This is a genomic window from Stenotrophomonas sp. GD03930 (assembly GCF_029839665.1).
Lineage (GTDB): Bacteria > Pseudomonadota > Gammaproteobacteria > Xanthomonadales > Xanthomonadaceae > Stenotrophomonas > Stenotrophomonas forensis.
In genome coordinates this window covers 410,382-426,681 of record NZ_JAOCAV010000001.1, presented here as the reverse complement: position 1 = coordinate 426,681, position 16,300 = coordinate 410,382, and the positions used below count along the sequence as shown (strand labels likewise).

Here is a 16,300-nt window from a genome sequence, read left to right as displayed (position 1 = left end):
GTGCTGCGTCAGTCCAGCGCAGCGATCTTGATCTGGTCCTGTTCCAGCCATACCTGCACGGCCTTGCCGCGCAGGTTGTCCGGCACATCGTCCAGTACCTTGTAATGGCCTGCAATGGCGACCAGTTCCGCATGGAAATCACGGCAGAAGATGCGTGCCGCGGTGTTGCCCTGGGCTCCTGCCAGCGCGCGGCCGCGCAGGGTGCCGTAGATATGGATGCTGCCATCGGCGATGACCTCGGCGCCGGCGCCGACGGTGGCCATCACGGTCAGGTCGCAGTTTTCCGCGTACAGCTGCTGGCCCGAACGCACGTTGCCCAGCTGCATGCGGCCCGGCTGCGGCGCGGCGGCATCGGCGACCTTGGCCACCGGCGCGGCGGGGGCCGGCTTGGGCTCGGCGCGGACGGCGCGACGCGGTTCCGGCGCGGGCGCCGGCGGGGCCGGTTCGGCTTCGGCACGCTCGTACTGCGCGCGGAACTTGGCCAGCAACGGCAGGCCGAGCTGCTGCGAAAGCAGATCGACCGCGCTGGTGCCGTAGGCCAGTGCCACCGGCAGCACGCCCGCGCTGCGCAGGCCGTCGACCAGCGCCTGTGCGGTGGCCACGTCCGGGACCTGGCTCAGGCCGCCGAAATCGAGGATCACCGCAGCGCGGCCGAACAGCTTCGGTGCGCGGGTCACGCGCTCGCGCATTTCCTGCACGAGGCGTTCGACATCAAGGGTGCGGATGCGCAGGTTGGCGATGCCCACCTGGCCGATCTTCAGTTCACCGGCCTGTTCGTAATCGAAATTCACCGCCACGCTCAGGTCCCCGTCGGCCGCTGTGCCTGCGCCGGCAGCTGCCGGGCGCGTGTCCATGCCACATCCGGCAGCTTGCCGCGGTAGGTTTCCTGCACCCACGGGTAGCTGCACAGTTCCTTGGCCAGCATGCTGGCACGCACATCGACCTGGGCCATGGTGTTCTGGCCCAGCTCGCGGAAGCCGAAGCTGCCGTGGAAGAGCAGGGCGGCATCGGCGCCATGGTCGAGGAAGACCTCGCAGGTCATCTGCGGGTAGCGCAGCTCGGCGAAGCTCTGGGCGTCGGCATAGAACGCACGGCCGACGCCACCGCCGCGACGGCGGCTGGCGACCACGATGCGGTCGATATAGAAGAACGGGGTGTCCAGCTGCTGCTTGAACCAGGCGAAGTTGCTGCTGTCGTGCTGGCTGTCGCTGCCGAAGCCGATCAGGAATCCGGCCAGGTTGCCGTCGCGCTCGGCGACGCGGAAATACTCAGCGGTTTCGTAGAACAGGCGCAGGCGGGCCGCATCCAGGGGAAGGATGGCCAGGCCAGCGTTGTTGTTCAAAGCCAGGACGGAATCGAGCTCGTGCTCGCGCACGTCGCGGATGACAATCGACATTGTGACTCCGTGGGGTAACGCGGTTGGTCCATCAAGGGACCCTGCGCACGATTATTGCATGCCCGGGGTGGGCTGCGGCATGAACAGGGGATATGCCCGAGCATGACTTTCGGCGCTTGGGAGCGGCCGTGCACGGGCTACGATGAGGGATGCTGGCCCGACTGAACCACAATGCGATGCTGCGCTACTCCGGGTTGTTCACCTGGGGCACCGTCGGCCTTTGGCTCGCGATCTACCTGATCGATCCTGTCTCGCTGACGCTGGAGACGCTGGACGGCGAAGCCGGCTTCCGCATCATTCCCTGGGCCTCGGCCTACCTGGCTTTCGGCATCGTGTACTGGGCGCTGACCCGCTCGCTGGGCGAGGGCCGTCCGGGTTTCTTCGACCACGCGGCGCTGATCCTGCTGACCGCCTGCGCGATCGGCGTGAGCTATTTTTCCGGTACCGCGCTGGGAAGCATCCTGCTGATGGTGGTGGCCGGCCTGCTGCCATGGCTGCTGGGGCCGCGCATCGGCGTGGTCTGGCTGGTGGCCAGCAACCTGGCGGTGTTGCCGGTCTACATCCAGCCGCTGGGCTTCCCGCCGTTCATCGCCGTGCTGCAGGCGGTGGGCTACATGGGCTTCTCCAGCTTCGTGTTCGTGATCGCACTGGTGGCCCGTCGCCAGGCCGAGGCCCGCGACGAACAGCGCCGGCTCAACTCGGAACTGCGTGCCACCCGCGCCCTGCTGGCCGAGAGCGCCCGGGTCAATGAGCGCACGCGCATCTCGCGCGAGCTGCATGACCTGCTGGGCCACCAGCTGACCGCGCTGACCCTGAACCTGGAAGTGGCCGGCCACCTGGCCGACGGCCAGGCGCTGGAGCATGTGAAGCGTTCCCACGCATTGGCCAAGCTGCTGCTGGGCAACGTGCGCGAGGTGGTCAGCCAGCTGCGCGAGACCGGCGCCATCGACCTGGCCGCGGCGCTGCGCCCGCTGACCGAGAACGTACCCTCGCTGGACATCCAGCTGGAGATCGAGGATCCCCTGAACGTGGAGGACCCGCAGCGGGCCCACGTGCTGCTGCGCTGCACCCAGGAGATCATCACCAATGCCGTGCGCCACGCCGGCGCCCGCCACCTGTGGATCAAGGTGTACCGTGAAGCACCTGACCGGGTGGTGGTGGAGGCCCGCGACGACGGCGTCGGCGCGGAAATGGTCAATGTGGGCAATGGCTTGCGCGGGATGCGCGAGCGCCTGCAACAATGTGGTGGCCAGCTGCAGGTCGAGACCCGTCCCGGCGAAGGCTTCCGCCTGCGGGCGACGGTGCCGGCAACGGTGCTGGTGGCCGCCCTTACCAAGGTTCCTGAAGGAGTACGTTGATGATTCGCGTCTGCCTGGTCGATGACCAAACCCTGGTGCGGCAGGGAATCCGCTCCCTGCTGGCGCTCGATGATGGCATCGAGGTGGTGGCCGAGGCCGGCGATGGCCGGCAGGCGGTCGAACTGATCCCGCAGATGCGTCCCGATGTGGTCCTGATGGACATGCGCATGCCGGTGATGTCCGGGCTGGAAGCGCTGCAGGTGCTGTCGAGGCAGGAGCAGCTGCCGCCGACCATCATCCTCACCACCTTCGATGACGACCAGCTGGTGCTGGCAGGGCTCAAGGCCGGTGCCAAGGGCTACCTGCTCAAGGACGTGACCCTGGCGCAGCTGGTCGGGGCCATCCGCACCGTGGCCGATGGCGGTTCGCTGGTGCAGCCGGCGGTGACCCAGCGGCTGCTGTCCGGCCTGGAGCACATGCGCAACGAGTTCGTCAGCCTGGACCGGCCCGACCCGCTGACCGACCGCGAGACCGAGATCCTGCGGCTGATGGCCAGCGGATTCTCCAACAAGGAGATCGCCAACTCGCTGGGCGTGGCCGAAGGCACGATCAAGAACCACGTGTCCAACATCCTTTCCAAGCTGGGCGTGCGCGACCGTACGCGCGCCGTACTGAAGGCGTTCGAACTCCAGCTGGTCTAGGGAAAATCGTTCCGGTACAACAACTTGGGCGACGGCCGGGGGTTCCGGCCAAGCGCGCCCCCTACTGGCGGGTGGCGGTATGCGTTACCCTTCGAATTCTTTGTCCATACAAATACGCAGCCGGCAGGGAAACCGGTGCGCCAATCCCGATAAACAATGCCCGCGAAGCCTGCTAGGATTGGCGCTTCGCTTCAATCAACCCGGCCGTGGGATCGGCCCCGGAGACTCTCTGAATGACCCGTATTATCGAGTTCCTGATCGCCTTGGGGATCGTGGCTGGCCTGTTCGTCATCATTGGCGTATGTCTGCCGGGCGAGCGTCACATCACCGAAAGCATCGAGACCAACCGCAAGATGACGATCGTGTACGACACGGTCAGCAGCCTGCGCCGCTTCAAGGACTGGAACCCGCTGGTACTGCGCGATCCCGCCGTTGAACTGAAGCTGTCCGGCCCGGCCTCCGGCGTCGGTGCCACTCTCGACTTCACCTCCAAGGACCTGGGCACCGGCTCCTGGAAGATCACCGAAGCCGAAGAGAACAAGCGCGTTGCGATCGCCATCGAAGACCCGACCAAGGGTCACGACAAGGTCACGACCTTCACCCTGGAGCCGACCGGCAAGGGTGGCCGCAACGTCAAGATCACCCAGGACTACTCGGTGAAGTACGGCTTCGACCTGTTCGGTCGTTATGCCGGCCTGTATGTCAGCCGCCAGATTGGCGACGACATCAAGATGGGCCTGTCGCGCATGGCCAACATGCTCGCCACCGTCCCGAACGTCGACTACCGCACCCCGGAAGCGCCGCTGACCGATCTGGCCATCGTCGATGTGCCGGCTGAAGACCTGCTGGTCGTCAACGCCGGTAACGTGGACCGCGGTCAGGACACGATCACCAAGTCCATCAAGGACAACCAGGAGTGGATCAAGCGCGTGATGGAGGCCAATGGCCTTGAAGCCGCCGGCCCGTTCCGCATCATCACCACCGACTTCGGTGCTGAGAAGTACGCCTTCGACATCGCCCAGCCGGTGAAGAAGAAGGGTGCTGAAGGTGCCACCGCTGAAGAGCTGACCGTCAAGATCGACGGCGGCGCTCCGGTCAAGTACGTGCACGTTGCTCCGCACCGTTCGGCGCATGCGGCCTACGCTGGCCACATGGCAGGTCTGGACGTGGCCCGCAACGGCCTGCGTGCCTGGGCCGTGACCTCGGGCAACGAAGTCATCGACCGTCCGTACGAGACCTGGAAGGACGGCATCGACAAGTCGTTCACCCAGGACGGTACCTACGACATCTACTGGGCCGTCAAGTAAGCCTCGGCTGACCCATGTAGTGTTGGACACGAAAACGCGCCGCTTCTTGCGGCGCGTTTTTTTTCATCTGGCGCCCGGCAAGGGCGTTGCGCAAGGAGCCCTCATGTTCAATCTCGAACGCCGTGCCCGTAAGCCTTCCCTGCTGGCCTGCCTGGGGGCATTGCTGGCCGCCGCCTCGATCGGCCTGTCCGCCTATGCCTCGCATGGGGTGGCCGATCCGTTGGCGCAGCAGCATCTGAACATGGCAGCGTTGTACGCATTCGCGCACGGTGCGGTGCTGGTGGCGCTGGGCCCGCGTGCGCAGGGGGCGATCGCGCACCTGGCGTTGTACGTACTGCTGCTGGGCGTGCTGCTGTTTTCCGGCAGCCTGGTGGGCGGGGCGCTATGGCAGTGGCCGACGCGGATGGCGCCGATCGGCGGCACCAGCATGATGGCCGGATGGGTGTTGCTGGCGATCAATGCGTTGAGGCGGTGACGGCAGCCGGGCTGTCGATTCGATCCATGCTGATGCGATCGTGATGGTTCATGGGCGTTACTTTTCTTTTCGCGCGAAAAGAAAAGTAACCAAAAGAAACGCGCCGCCGGCCGCGAGCCGGTGCTGCGCACCGGTGCCCTGCGCTCCTCGGCCCGTCGAGGGACGGTGCGGAGAGCAGCCGAGCATGGCTCGGCTCTACAGAATCGCACGCACCTCTTCGCCCTCTTCGCCCTCGACGGACCTGCGGTGCTCGGCTCGCTTGAAGGCGGACCCAACAGCCGCGCGCTGATCCGTTGCAGAGGCTTCGAGCGAAGCGACCGGCTTTTGCCTTTGCTCTCTTGTTCCATTCCGTGGCGGATGCACACGGAAGCTGTCAGAGGCCGGGCGGGTGGGCTGGGCAGGGGTATCCGCGCCATGGATGGCGCGGCTAAGCCTCCAGGGACGGATTTACGGCGTCCCCTGCGCAGCCTACCCGCCCGGACAGCGCCATGAATTTCGCCTTGCGGCCGCCACGAGGGGCTCAGCCGTTGGCCGGTCTCCAGCACCAGTGCCACGGCTCGTAGACGATGCCGTGCGGGTTGTCACGCGGGTAGCTCAGCTGGAAGCCGTGCGCGCCGGCATGGCGCTGCAGCCAGGCGAACGCATCGGTAGCGTCGAAGGATTCCTCTGCCGGCGCATCGCCCGGCGTGCCGATGTCCAGCGCATGGCCGCTGTGGTGTTCACTGAAGCCCGGTGCGGCATTGACCTTCAGGATCTCCGCCACGCTCAGCCCGCGCGCCCGTTTCCGTTCGAAGATGCCCAACTGGTAGGCATGGCTGCGAAAACCAGAGATCGCGTCCAGTGCCACGCCATCCCGTGCAGCGTGCAGGCGCATCCGGCGCCAGCCCTGCGCAGCGCCGCGGCGCAGCCACAGCGGGCGGGCGAAGCGGTCACGACCGGCGAAATGCAGCAGGCAGGGTTCGGCCTCCAGCGGCAGGCCGCTGTCGTCTGCGTAGCGCTGGGCGTCCAGGCCCAGCTGCTGCAGGCGCTGCTGCAGCCCGGCCAGCGGAAGCCATTGATCTTCCAGCGCTGCCCCGAATGGCCGAGCTGCCACTGCGTCCAGCAGTGCCAGCGCTTCCTCGACCCCGGGTTCGCGCGGCAGTCGTGGCACCATCGAATGCACGCCGCGCGGCAGTACGGCCGCCAGATAGCGGCCATCACGCTTTCGCCGCAGCACCCAGAGCGCCTGTGACAGCAGGCGCGCGTCCAGGTTGCTGCGCGCGCGCAGCAGGCCGGCGGGCCACAACTCGATGGTCGCGGTATTGATCAGCAGGGGCGGGCGTCGTTGCATCGCCGCAGCTTACTGCCGCGGCGCCGATGCGGCCACCTTGCGCAGGGCATCGAGCAGTACCTGCGGCCGGTCCACGCTGAGCAGCAGCGTGCTGCCATCGCTGACCGGCAGGGCAAGCACACGTGCGCGATCGGTGACCAGGGCGAATCCCTTGCCGCCGCCCTGCAGGCGGAAGTGACCCGAATAGAAGCCCGGCATCGCATAGCCGTTGGTCTTGAAACGGATGCCATAGCGGCGGTCGCGGCCGAGATCGACCACCTCCGCCTGGTCCAGTCGCAGCGTTGCCACCGGAACACGTCGGCGATACAGGGTCGAGCGCACATCCAGCACGTCGCCGGCCAGTTCCACCCGGCGGCGGAAGAAGGCCGCGCCCAGACCGATGCCGAGCGCGGCGATCACCAGCAGGCTCCAGGCGGCGCTGCCGCCCATGCGGAACCAGGGCGGCGAGAGCGTCACTTCGATCCAGGGCGCGGTGGCCGGTGCCTTGTACAGCTGCGCATACACGCAGGCCACGAAGGCGGCCAGCAGCGGCAGCACGATCCACAGCACGCGCAACGGCGAGCTGTCGGCTACCTCGTACTGTTTCGGATCGCTGGCACCCATGGCTCAGGCCTCCTTCTTGAACACCAGCATCGCCGGGCGCATCGGCGCCGGGATGATGATGTTGACCAGCTCCCAGCCCAGTTGGCCCTGGCGGCTGAGTTCGGCCTGGATGTCCTCGGCCTTGTGCAGGCCCATCATGGACGTCTTGACCTCGATGGTCTGGTAGCTCCAGCGCTTGCTCATTCCTTGTCCTCCGGCGATGGCTTGGGTTTCGGCAGGCGTCCTGCCTTGCGCAGGGCGTCGCGCAGCACGTATTCGATCTGCGCGTTGAGGCTGCGCAGCTCATCGTCAGCCCAGCGCTGTGCCGCGGCCAGGACCTCGGCATTGATGCGCAGCGGATAGGCTTTCTTCTCACTCATGAAAACTCCTGGCGGGGCGGTGGGGCGCCCCGTTGCGAGGGTGGTTCAGTACAGCGAACCGGCATTGACGATCGGCTGGGTGCCGCGGTCCGAGCACAGCACGGTCAGCAGGTTGCTGACCATGTGCGCCTTGCGTTCCTCGTCCAGCTGCACCACGCCGTTCTTCTGCAGTTCGGCCAGGGCCATCTCGACCATGCCGACCGCGCCGGCAACGATGCGCGTGCGCGCGGCGATCACCGCATTGGCCTGCTGCCGCTGCAGCATCGCCTGGGCGATTTCGGCGGCGTAGGCGAGGTGGCTGATGCGCGCGTCGATCACCTGCACGCCGGCATCGGCCAGGCGCTCGGCCAGCTCGTTCTTCAGGTGCTGGGAGATCTCGCTGGCGTGGCTGCGCAGGGCCAGCTGGCCGTCCTCGTGCTGGTCGTAGGGATAGCTGGTGGCCATCGCGCGCAGCGCCGATTCGGACTGGATGTGCACGAAGCTCTCGTAGTCATCCACGTTGTAGACCGCCTCGGAGGCATCGACCACCTGCCAGACGATCACCGCGGCGATCTCGATCGGGCTGCCGTCCAGCTCGTTGACCTTCAGTTTGCCGCTTTCGAAGTTGCGCACGCGCTGGCTGACCCGGCGCTTGCTGAAGAAGGGATTGTTCCAGCGCAGGCCGTTGTCCTTCACGGTGCCGACGTACTTGCCGAACAGGCTGAGCACCGCGGCCTGGTTGGGCTGGATGGTGTACAGGCCGGCCAGGACGAACATGCCCGCCGCGACCAGCAGGACGCCCAGCAGCATCAGCAGCAGGTTGGGCGAGCCGGTGCTGGCCTTGGCGGCAACCCCGAGCACGAACACGGCGGCACCGGCGAGGGCGACGAGCAGGGCGCCGGCCAGCGTGCCGAGGCCGTTGAGCGAGGACAGCGACTTCTCTTTCATGGCAGTACGTCCTTGAGGGTTCGGAATAAAGATATCAAAGTGATATCAGATGAAGGCTGCCGTTCGTCGGATGCCGTGGCCGGGGGCCCGGCCAGCTAGAATGCCCACCCGCCTTCACATCGCTGCTGGAACCGCCATGGCCAAGCTTGGAACTCCGTTGTCCCCCTCCGCCACCCGCGTGCTGCTGCTGGGCTCGGGTGAACTCGGCAAGGAGGTGGCCATCGAGCTGCAGCGGCTGGGCGTGGAAGTGATCGCCGCCGACCGCTACGCCGATGCGCCGGCAATGCAGGTCGCGCATCGCTCGCACGTGATCGACATGCTGGACGCGATGGCCCTGCGCGCGCTGATCGCGCAGGAGCAGCCGCACCTGGTGGTGCCGGAGATCGAAGCCATCCACACCGAGACCCTGGTCCAGCTGGAACAGGAGCAGGGCCTGCGGGTGATCCCGACCGCGCGCGCCGCACGCCTGACCATGGACCGTGAAGGCATCCGCCGCCTGGCCGCCGAGACCCTCGGGCTGCCGACCTCGCCGTACCGCTTCGTCGATACCGAGGCCGAGTATCGTGCCGCGGTGGCCGCGATCGGCCTGCCGTGCGTGGTCAAGCCGGTGATGTCGTCCTCGGGCAAGGGCCAGAGCACGCTGCGCAGCGAGGCGGACATCGCCCCGGCCTGGGACTATGCGCAGACCGGTGGCCGTGCCGGTGCCGGCCGCTGCATCGTCGAAGGCTTCATCGACTTCGATTACGAGATCACCCTGCTGACCGTGCGCCACGCCGGTGGCACTTCGTTCTGCGCGCCGATCGGCCACCTGCAGAAGGACGGCGATTACCGCGAGAGCTGGCAGCCGCAGCCGATGTCGAGCGCGGCGCTGGCACGCGCGGAAGAAATCTCGCGTGCGATCACCGACGACCTCGGCGGTTGGGGCCTGTTCGGCGTCGAGCTGTTCGTGAAGGGTGACGAGGTGTGGTTCAGCGAAGTGTCGCCGCGTCCGCACGACACCGGCCTGGTGACGCTGGTCTCGCAGGAGCTGAGCGAGTTCGCGCTGCATGCGCGCGCGATCCTCGGCCTGCCGATTCCGGTGATCCGCCAGAGCGGCCCGTCGGCCTCGTGCGCGCTGCTGGCGCATGGCGAAGGCGTGCCGTACTTCAACAACGTCGCTGCTGCGCTGCAGGTGCCGGATACCGCCGTGCGCCTGTTCGGCAAGCCCAGCGTGCACGGCCACCGCCGCGTCGGCGTGACCCTGGCACGCGCGGAAACCATCGACGAAGCGCGTTCGATCGCACGCGACGCCGCCGACGCCATCGGCGTCGAACTGCGCCCGTAAAGAAGAAGCGACGACCAACGGTCGTCGCCTACCGGATTCCGGTGGGTACCGACCGTTGGTCGGTATCGCATCAATATCGCCTTACGGCTTCACATCCACCCACACCAGGTGGTGGTCGCTGCCGTCGGCGATCTTCGCTTCCGGGCTTTCATTGGCCGGCCAGAAGATGCCGCTGCCGATGTACTCGAAACCGGTCGAGGGCAGCACGTAGTCCAGGCGCATGGTGCCGGACTTCGGACCGAAATCGCCGGTGGCATGGAACGGCGCGCCCCTGCGCGCGATGCCCTTGGCCGCATAGGCCAGGCTGGTCTGCTCGCCACCGACGCTGCGCGGGGTGGGGTAGCGCAGCACGCGGGCGTTCTCGATCAGTTCGACGATCGCCTCATGGCGGCCATCACCGTCGACCGGGTCGTTGTTGAGGTCGCCGAGGATCACGAAGCGTGCGTCCTGGGCCAGGCCGCCGCACTGGCCCTTGTCGTCGCACAGCCACGGCTTGTCACCCTTGGACAGGTATTCCTGCCACAGGCGCAGCTCGTCGTGGTTGCGCGCGGCGTTGCGCTTCTCCGGGCCGTCGAACACCGGCGGGGTCGGGTGCGAGACCAGCGCGTGCACAACGCCGGCCGGCGTCTTCACCGGCACGTCCCAATGTGACTTCGACGACAGCCGCAGCTGCGACCACACGTGGTCGTTGTAGAAGCTCTTGCCGGTGCGCGGATCAAGCGGACGGATCGCGCCCGGCATCGCGCTCCACTTCAGCAGCTGGAAGCTGCGCACCTTGGCTTCATCGATCGGGTAGCGCGACAGCACCAGCATGCCGTACTGGCCCGGGTGCAGGCCGTAGCCCCAGGCATCGTTGCCGCGGCTGCGGCCTTCGCCGCCGACCACGCCGTTGTTGTCCAGGTCCAGGCCGCTGGGCACGCCGGTGTTGACCGGCGCCAGGTAGCGGTAGGCGAAGTGCAGCGGCTTGCCGCCGCCGGGCTGGGCCACTTCCAGGTAGCGCTTCTGGAACAGGTCGGCGGCGCGGTGGGCGTCGTCGAAGTCGAACTCGTTCAGCAGCACCAGGTCCGGGCGCACCTGCTGCAGCACCGCGGCGATCTTGCGTGCGTGCTCGCTGTCGCCTTCCAGTTCCTTGATCAGGCCACCGGCGTCATCGGAGTACAGCGAGGTGTTGTAGGTGGCCAGGCGCAGCGCAGCGGACGGCTTTTCGGTCATCGCAGGGGACGTGGCGAAGGCGGGGGCAGTGGCGCCGCAGAGCAGGGCCAGGGCGAGGATCAGGGGTTTGGCGTTCATGGGCCGTATTGTGCACCCGGCCCGGTGTCAGCGGTTTGTCAGCGCCCGTCCAGATCGTTGTCGAAATCGTGCCAGCGGCGGCCGTCGTAGGCCTCCAGCGGATGGAAGCGGCGCTTGTAGTCCATCTTCTGGTGGCCGCGGATCCAGTAGCCCAGGTAGACGTGCGGCAGGCCCTCGCGGCGGGCCCATTCGATCTGCTGCAGGATCGCGAAGGTACCCAGCCCGCGCGCGGCGTGCTCCGGGTCGAAGAAGGTGTAGACCGCCGACAGGCCGTGCTCGGTGACGTCGGTCACCGCCACTCCCAGCAGCTGGCTGGGCTGGCCGTCGTGGCCGGGCAGGCGCATCTCCATGAAGCGGGTGTGCGACCAGCTGCCGATCAGGAACTGCTCGAACTCGTGCGGGCCGTGGTCGTCCATGCCGCCGTTGGCGTGGCGGTGCACCAGGTAGCGGTGATACAGCGCGAACAGGTCGTCGCGCGCGGTGGCGGCGGTGATCCGCACCTCCAGGTCTTCATTGCGGGCCGCGCAACGGCGCTGGCTGCGGTCCGGGGCGAAGCGCGCGACCGGGATGCGCACTGCCACGCAGGCCTGGCAGTGCGCGCAATGCGGCCGGTAGACCAGGTCACCGCTGCGGCGGAAGCCCCAGCTCAGCGCCAGCGGGTACAGGCCGCCGAGGCGGCGGTCGTGCGGGTCCAGCACCAGGTCGCGCGCCACCCGGTCCGACCAGTACCCGCAGGGGTGCTCGCCGGTCTGGAAAAGTCGCAGTTCGTCGTCTCTGTCGCCATGCATCGCCATGGGCACAGCATAGCCCCAGCCCGTCGCAGTGGCGGCGACTGTCCGCCGGATGAATGGAACCGGCGGCGACGTCAACCGATGTCGCGCCCGGGCGTTGTTGTCCCCCGAGGGTGAAGTGATCACCCCGACGCTGTTCCCATCCCCAGGAGTGACCTCATGATCCGTACCCCCCTGCTGCTGGCCCTGCTGCTCGGCACCTCCGCTTCCGGTATCGCGCTGGCGTCCGACACCCCGACCACGCCGGCGCAGCGCCCGGCCAAGCTGGACACCAATGGCGACGGCGTCATCGACCGCAGCGAAGCCGCTGCCAACCCGCGTCTGGCGGCGAAGTTCGACGAACTGGACAAGAACAAGGACGGCAAGCTCTCGCGCGATGAACTGCCGCGCTGGAAGCACGGTCGCCGTGGCCACGGCGGCGAGCGCTGGGCCAAGCTGGACGTCAACAAGGACGGCCGCATCAGCCGCGAGGAAGCCAAGGCCGATCCGCGCCTGGCCGCGCGCTTCGACCAGCTCGACCTCAACAAGGACGGCTACCTGGACAAGGCCGACCGCGAACTGCGCGTGAAGCAGATGCGTGATGCCTGGTTCGCCGCGGCCGACACCAACAAGGACGGCCAGCTGAGCAAGGCCGAGTTCGATGCGGCCAAGCGCCCGATGCACGGTGGTCCGCGTCAGGGCGGCCCGCGTGACGGCGCCATGCCGAAGCCGCAGCGCTGAGAGCCAGCGCAATGATCAACGACAACGCCGGCGCACTGCCGGCGTTGTCCGTTACAGGCGGCCGCTGCGTACCAGCGAGTACAGCACCAGTGCGATCACCATCAGGTTCATGGCGATGATGCCGGTGCGGCCGTACATCGACTCGTATTTCCAGTTGATGCCCGTGCGCCCGCGCCGTGCCGAGTCCCGCACGATCATCGGCGCCATCACCCGCTGCAGCGGTACCAGGCACTGGTAGTTGACCACACCCAGGCCGACCGCCAGCACCGCCATCTGTGCCCAGACCGGCACCTGCAGCATCACCGCCAGCAGGATCGCCAGGCACCAGAACATGCCGGTGGTGATGTTGAGATAGAGGAAGCGACGCACATCGGCGCGCTCGGCATCGGTCTCGGTGTACGACATCAGGAAGCGCCCGCCCAGATAGCTGCCGATCGCTCCGCCGACCACGCCACCGATGACTGCGCCCCAGCTTTCGGCCGGCAGCACGTGCAGCTGGCCCAGTGTGGCAGTCAACGAGCCCATCGCGGTGCCGCCTGCTGCACTGGCGCCGCCGAGGCCGAGCTTGCTGCCGCCGATGCCGACGCCGGTGCCGAGCAGGATCGCCGCGCTGGCGGTGCCGGGCGCGGCCACCAGTACCATCGACACCACGGCCGTGGCGAACGCCGCACTCGGGGCGCTGCTGCGGGCGAATTCGCCGAAGCGTTGCAGCAGGCCGTCACGCACCTGGGCGCGGGCGCGCGACAGCCGCTTGCGCACGGCGGCGTCGCTGAGCCCGAGCAGGTCGGCTACCTGCTGCGAACGCTGGCCTTCGCGGTAGTACAGCAGCAGGACTTCGCGGCTGTCGGCCGGCAACGCGGAAATGATGTCTTCGGCGGCGATCTCTTCTTCCACCCGCTGCAGCCGGTCGGCCGCACCCGGCGCCGGGTCGGCGGCCATGCCCAGTGCCACTTCGGCCGCCTCGCCGGTCAGCGGCCGGCCACGCTGCGCGCGCAGCCAGTCGCGGGCCAGGTTGCGGGTGATCTGCCGCAGCCAGGGCAGGAAGCTGGTTGAACTGCGCAGCTGGTGCAGCTGCTGCCAGCCCTTCACGAAGGCTTCCTGGGCGATGTCCTCGCTGGCCTGGCGGTCGCGGGTGATGGCCAGCGCGATGGCGGTGACCGTGTTCTGGCAGGCCAGTACGATGCGGCCATAGGCATGCTGGCAGCCGCCGGCGGCGGCCGGCAGTTCGCGTTCCAGGGTCTGGTCGATCGATGCGGCGAAGGTCGTCACGGCGGCGGCTCTCCTGCTGGGATTGTGTCCCATGACGGAGCCGCGCGCGAAGTGTGACCGGCCTTCAGTGCGGTAGTGCCGGCCGCTGGCCGGCAACCTCATGAACCCGTCCGGCGGGCTGCGGTTGCCGGCCAGCGGCCGGCACTACCCGTGCGTCATTTCGACGGCTGGATGCGGACCCGGACTTCTTCTTCCGGCGGAGCCGGTTGGGCGGGGGGCTGCTGCTGCGGCTGCGCCTGCGGGGCAGAGGCCGGTGCGGCTGGCGCCGGGGTGCCGCGATGGCGCAGGCCGATCACCAGCGCCACGCCGGCGATCACCACCAGCAGGGCGATGCGGATGCGCCAGGCCCAGCCGCGGCCGCCGCTGCCCTGTTCCGGCATGTCGCGGAAGGCGAACTCGGCGGTCGGGTGGTCGCGGCGGGTGGTGTCGAGCAGGCGCGCGTCACGCAGGATTTCGCGTGCGCGCGGCTGGTCGTCGGCGCGCACGATCCACACCGCCGGGTAGGCGCTGGCGTTGCCCAGGTCGGTATAGCTGAACTGGCCGCGGCGGCGGGTCTTGTACGAGCGCCCGTTGGTCACCTTGACCTCGATGCCATGCCCGCGCAGGAGCTCGGCCACGCCTTCGACGGTTTCCACGCGCTGGCTGCTGAAGATCTGGCGCATCGGATTACTCCTTGGCCGGCACGGCGGCTGCCGCTGCCTGGTCGGGTACGACGCGGATCAGGCCTTCCTGCGCGGTGCTGGCCACCAGCACGCCGTTGCGGGTGAAGAACTGGCCGCGGGCCAGGCCGCGCGAATCCTGCGCGCTGGGGCTGTCCAGCGAGTACAGCAGCCAGTCGTCGGCACGGAACGGGCGGTGGAACCAGATGGCGTGGTCGAGCGAGGCCATCTGCACATGCGGGTGGTAGTAGCTGATGCCGTGCGGGAACGTCGCGGTACCCAGCAGATGGAAGTCGGAGGCATAGGCCAGCAGCGCCTGGTGCAGCTCGGGCGCATCGCCGACCGGCTCGCTCAGGCGCAGCCACACCTGGTGGTAGGGCGGGCGCTTGGGCGGGTTCAGTTCGTCGCGCGGGTACACGTGGCGGAACTCGAACGGGCCGCCGCGCGACAGCCAGCGCTGCACCTTGATCGGCAGCCGTTCCAGCACTTCGGCCGGCAGCGGACGATTCGGTTCGATGTCTTCCGGTTGCGGCACTTCGGGCATCTTGTGCTGGTGCTCGGCCCCGGTCTCGGCCTGCTGGAACGAGGCCGCGCAGAAGAAGATCACCTTGCCATGCTGGATCGCGGTGACCCGGCGCACCGAGAAGCTGCCGCCATCGCGGGTACGGTCCACGTCGTAGACGATCGGGTGGTCGATGTTGCCGGCGCGCAGGAAATAGGCGTGCAGCGAATGCACGTGGCGGCCGTTGTCGACCGTAGCCTGCGCCGCGGCCAATGCCTGGCCCAGCACCTGCCCGCCGAACACGTACTTGGTGCCGATGTCGCGGCTCTGCCCGCGGAACAGGTTGTCCTCCAGCCGCTCCAGGGTGAGCAGGTCGATCAGCTCGGAGACGACGGGTTCGGGCGTGTCGTTCAAGGGGGCGGCCACAGCAATGAAGAAGGCCTGATTATACCGGTGCGGGCCGGCCCCTCATCGGTAGTGCCGGCCGCTGGCCGGCAGCTTCGTGATCCTTCTGCGGCGCCTGAGGTAGCCGGCCAGCGGCCGGCACTACCGATTACTTGCCCAGACGTGCCACCAGCGCCTGCAGGGCGTTCTGTGCATCCGGGGCGAACCAGGCTTCGACGAAGCGGTCCAGCTGGATCAGGTCCGGGTGCAGGGCTTCGTGCAGATCGGCGCGGGCAACGGCGCGGGTCAGCAGCATCGGCTGGCGCGGCTGCTTGAGCAGGTTCTGCAGCCAGGCTACCGCGCGCGCCACCACCAGGTCACCTTCCGCCAGTTCATCGACCAGGCCGATCTGCAGTGCCTGTTCGGCCGGCACCAGCGAGCCGGTGGTCAGCAGGACGCCGGCGCGGTGCACGCCCACCGCGCGGCGCAGCAGGCGCTGGATGCCCTCCGGTGCGATCAGGCCCACCTGTACTTCGTTCAGGCCGATGGCATACGGGCGCGACGGCTCGGCGCTGCGCGCCATCACCCGGTAGTCGCAGCACAGCGCCAGCACGCAACCGCCGGCCGGGGCGTGGCCGGTGATCGCGGCCACCACCGGGATGCGGCTCTCGGCCAGCGTGCGCACGGCGCCGAAGAAGGCGTTCCAGGTGTCCAACAACTTGTGCTTGTCATCGCCGTGCGAGAGCAGGTGCGGCACGTCCATGCCACCGGTGAAGATGCGTTCGCTGCCCGACAGCACGATGCCGTGCGCATCTTCGGCCATGGCCAGCTCGATGGCGTGGATCAACTGCCGGCACAGTTCGGTGTCCAGTGCGTTGACCGGCGGCCGCGCCAGGCGCAGCTCGCGGATGGGGCCATGGTTGATCACCTCGATGAGCGTCGTCATGCTGCGGTCTCGTTGCGAA

19 protein-coding genes are annotated in these 16,300 nt (G+C 67.9%); 6 read left to right on the top strand and 13 right to left on the bottom strand.

Features of this window, described 5'->3' with window-relative positions; all coding sequences use genetic code 11:
• Nucleotides 1-8: 8 nt before the first annotated feature.
• Together minC and N5C18_RS02015 are read right to left on the bottom strand one after the other, a co-directional pair.
• Nucleotides 9-854 (bottom strand): septum site-determining protein MinC, encoded by an 846-nt coding sequence (gene minC / locus N5C18_RS02020; protein WP_049457735.1) that lies wholly within the window; start codon nt 852-854, stop codon nt 9-11.
• Complete coding sequence (locus tag N5C18_RS02015; RefSeq protein ID WP_008267255.1) at nt 800-1,396, bottom strand: GNAT family N-acetyltransferase; 597 nt, start codon at nt 1,394-1,396, stop codon at nt 800-802. Before N5C18_RS02015 ends, minC begins: the two co-directional genes overlap by 55 nt.
• Nucleotides 1,397-1,545: 149 nt before the next feature.
• Here N5C18_RS02015 and N5C18_RS02010 point away from each other — a divergent pair, with 149 nt between their 5' ends.
• From N5C18_RS02010 to N5C18_RS01995, 4 genes are all read left to right on the top strand, one after another.
• Nucleotides 1,546-2,754, top strand: a complete 1,209-nt coding sequence (locus N5C18_RS02010; protein WP_053449103.1) for a sensor histidine kinase — start codon at nt 1,546-1,548, stop codon at nt 2,752-2,754.
• Entirely contained in the window at nt 2,754-3,395 is a 642-nt protein-coding gene (locus N5C18_RS02005; RefSeq protein WP_279943699.1) for a response regulator transcription factor, read from the top strand. The genes N5C18_RS02010 and N5C18_RS02005 overlap by 1 nt, the downstream gene beginning before the upstream one ends.
• A gap of 233 nt (nt 3,396-3,628) precedes the next feature.
• Nucleotides 3,629-4,702, top strand: coding sequence for an SRPBCC family protein (locus N5C18_RS02000; RefSeq protein ID WP_053449104.1), 1,074 nt, complete (start codon nt 3,629-3,631; stop codon nt 4,700-4,702).
• 103 nt (nt 4,703-4,805) lie between these two features.
• Entirely contained in the window at nt 4,806-5,177 is a 372-nt protein-coding gene (locus N5C18_RS01995) for a DUF423 domain-containing protein (RefSeq protein ID WP_019659313.1), read from the top strand.
• Between the two features lie 520 nt (nt 5,178-5,697).
• On the opposite strand, the gene N5C18_RS01990 is transcribed toward N5C18_RS01995, so the two are convergent.
• Genes N5C18_RS01990 through N5C18_RS01970 form a run of 5 tightly spaced genes read right to left on the bottom strand, consistent with a single transcriptional unit; the run spans nt 5,698 to nt 8,396 of the window.
• The gene (locus tag N5C18_RS01990; protein ID WP_279943698.1) at nt 5,698-6,507 is read right to left on the bottom strand and encodes a D-alanyl-D-alanine carboxypeptidase family protein; all 810 of its coding nucleotides are present in this window, start codon (nt 6,505-6,507) and stop codon (nt 5,698-5,700) included.
• Nucleotides 6,508-6,516: 9 nt separating this feature from the next.
• A complete protein-coding gene (locus N5C18_RS01985) occupies nt 6,517-7,110 on the bottom strand; it encodes a PH domain-containing protein (RefSeq protein WP_053511827.1) in 594 nt (197 codons plus the stop codon).
• A gap of 3 nt (nt 7,111-7,113) precedes the next feature.
• Entirely contained in the window at nt 7,114-7,293 is a 180-nt protein-coding gene (locus N5C18_RS01980) for a DUF4177 domain-containing protein (RefSeq protein ID WP_006424209.1), read from the bottom strand.
• Complete coding sequence (locus N5C18_RS01975) at nt 7,290-7,469, bottom strand: hypothetical protein (protein WP_005412615.1); 180 nt, start codon at nt 7,467-7,469, stop codon at nt 7,290-7,292. Before N5C18_RS01975 ends, N5C18_RS01980 begins: the two co-directional genes overlap by 4 nt.
• Before the next feature lie 45 nt (nt 7,470-7,514).
• On the bottom strand, nt 7,515-8,396 hold the full coding sequence (locus N5C18_RS01970; protein WP_006424215.1) for an SPFH domain-containing protein: 882 nt from the start codon (nt 8,394-8,396) through the stop codon (nt 7,515-7,517).
• Between the two features lie 136 nt (nt 8,397-8,532).
• On the opposite strand from N5C18_RS01970, the gene purT reads away from it, so the two are divergent.
• Nucleotides 8,533-9,720: a formate-dependent phosphoribosylglycinamide formyltransferase gene (gene purT, locus N5C18_RS01965; protein ID WP_135966100.1), complete on the top strand. Its 1,188-nt coding sequence runs from the start codon at nt 8,533-8,535 to the stop codon at nt 9,718-9,720.
• Between the two features lie 81 nt (nt 9,721-9,801).
• On the opposite strand, the gene N5C18_RS01960 is transcribed toward purT, so the two are convergent.
• Both N5C18_RS01960 and N5C18_RS01955 read right to left on the bottom strand, forming a co-directional pair.
• Nucleotides 9,802-11,010: an endonuclease/exonuclease/phosphatase family protein gene (locus tag N5C18_RS01960; protein WP_279943695.1), complete on the bottom strand. Its 1,209-nt coding sequence runs from the start codon at nt 11,008-11,010 to the stop codon at nt 9,802-9,804.
• Between the two features lie 38 nt (nt 11,011-11,048).
• Nucleotides 11,049-11,804: an arginyltransferase gene (locus N5C18_RS01955; RefSeq protein ID WP_133934105.1), complete on the bottom strand. Its 756-nt coding sequence runs from the start codon at nt 11,802-11,804 to the stop codon at nt 11,049-11,051.
• Between the two features lie 156 nt (nt 11,805-11,960).
• Here N5C18_RS01955 and N5C18_RS01950 point away from each other — a divergent pair, with 156 nt between their 5' ends.
• Nucleotides 11,961-12,521 (top strand): EF-hand domain-containing protein, encoded by a 561-nt coding sequence (locus N5C18_RS01950; RefSeq protein WP_279943694.1) that lies wholly within the window; start codon nt 11,961-11,963, stop codon nt 12,519-12,521.
• Between the two features lie 51 nt (nt 12,522-12,572).
• Here the strand turns inward: N5C18_RS01950 and N5C18_RS01945 are convergent, their stop codons facing one another.
• From N5C18_RS01945 to N5C18_RS01930, 4 genes are all read right to left on the bottom strand, one after another.
• Nucleotides 12,573-13,790: a sigma-70 family RNA polymerase sigma factor gene (locus tag N5C18_RS01945; protein WP_164241587.1), complete on the bottom strand. Its 1,218-nt coding sequence runs from the start codon at nt 13,788-13,790 to the stop codon at nt 12,573-12,575.
• Nucleotides 13,791-13,945: 155 nt separating this feature from the next.
• The gene (locus N5C18_RS01940) at nt 13,946-14,452 is read right to left on the bottom strand and encodes a pathogenicity-like protein (RefSeq protein WP_279943693.1); all 507 of its coding nucleotides are present in this window, start codon (nt 14,450-14,452) and stop codon (nt 13,946-13,948) included.
• Nucleotides 14,453-14,456: 4 nt separating this feature from the next.
• Nucleotides 14,457-15,365 carry an acyl-CoA thioesterase II gene (tesB, locus tag N5C18_RS01935; RefSeq protein ID WP_005412623.1) on the bottom strand — a complete coding sequence of 303 codons (909 nt, stop codon included), beginning with the start codon at nt 15,363-15,365 and terminating at the stop codon, nt 14,457-14,459.
• 139 nt (nt 15,366-15,504) lie between these two features.
• Nucleotides 15,505-16,281: an enoyl-CoA hydratase/isomerase family protein gene (locus N5C18_RS01930; protein WP_049458435.1), complete on the bottom strand. Its 777-nt coding sequence runs from the start codon at nt 16,279-16,281 to the stop codon at nt 15,505-15,507.
• Nucleotides 16,282-16,300: the final 19 nt, after the last annotated feature.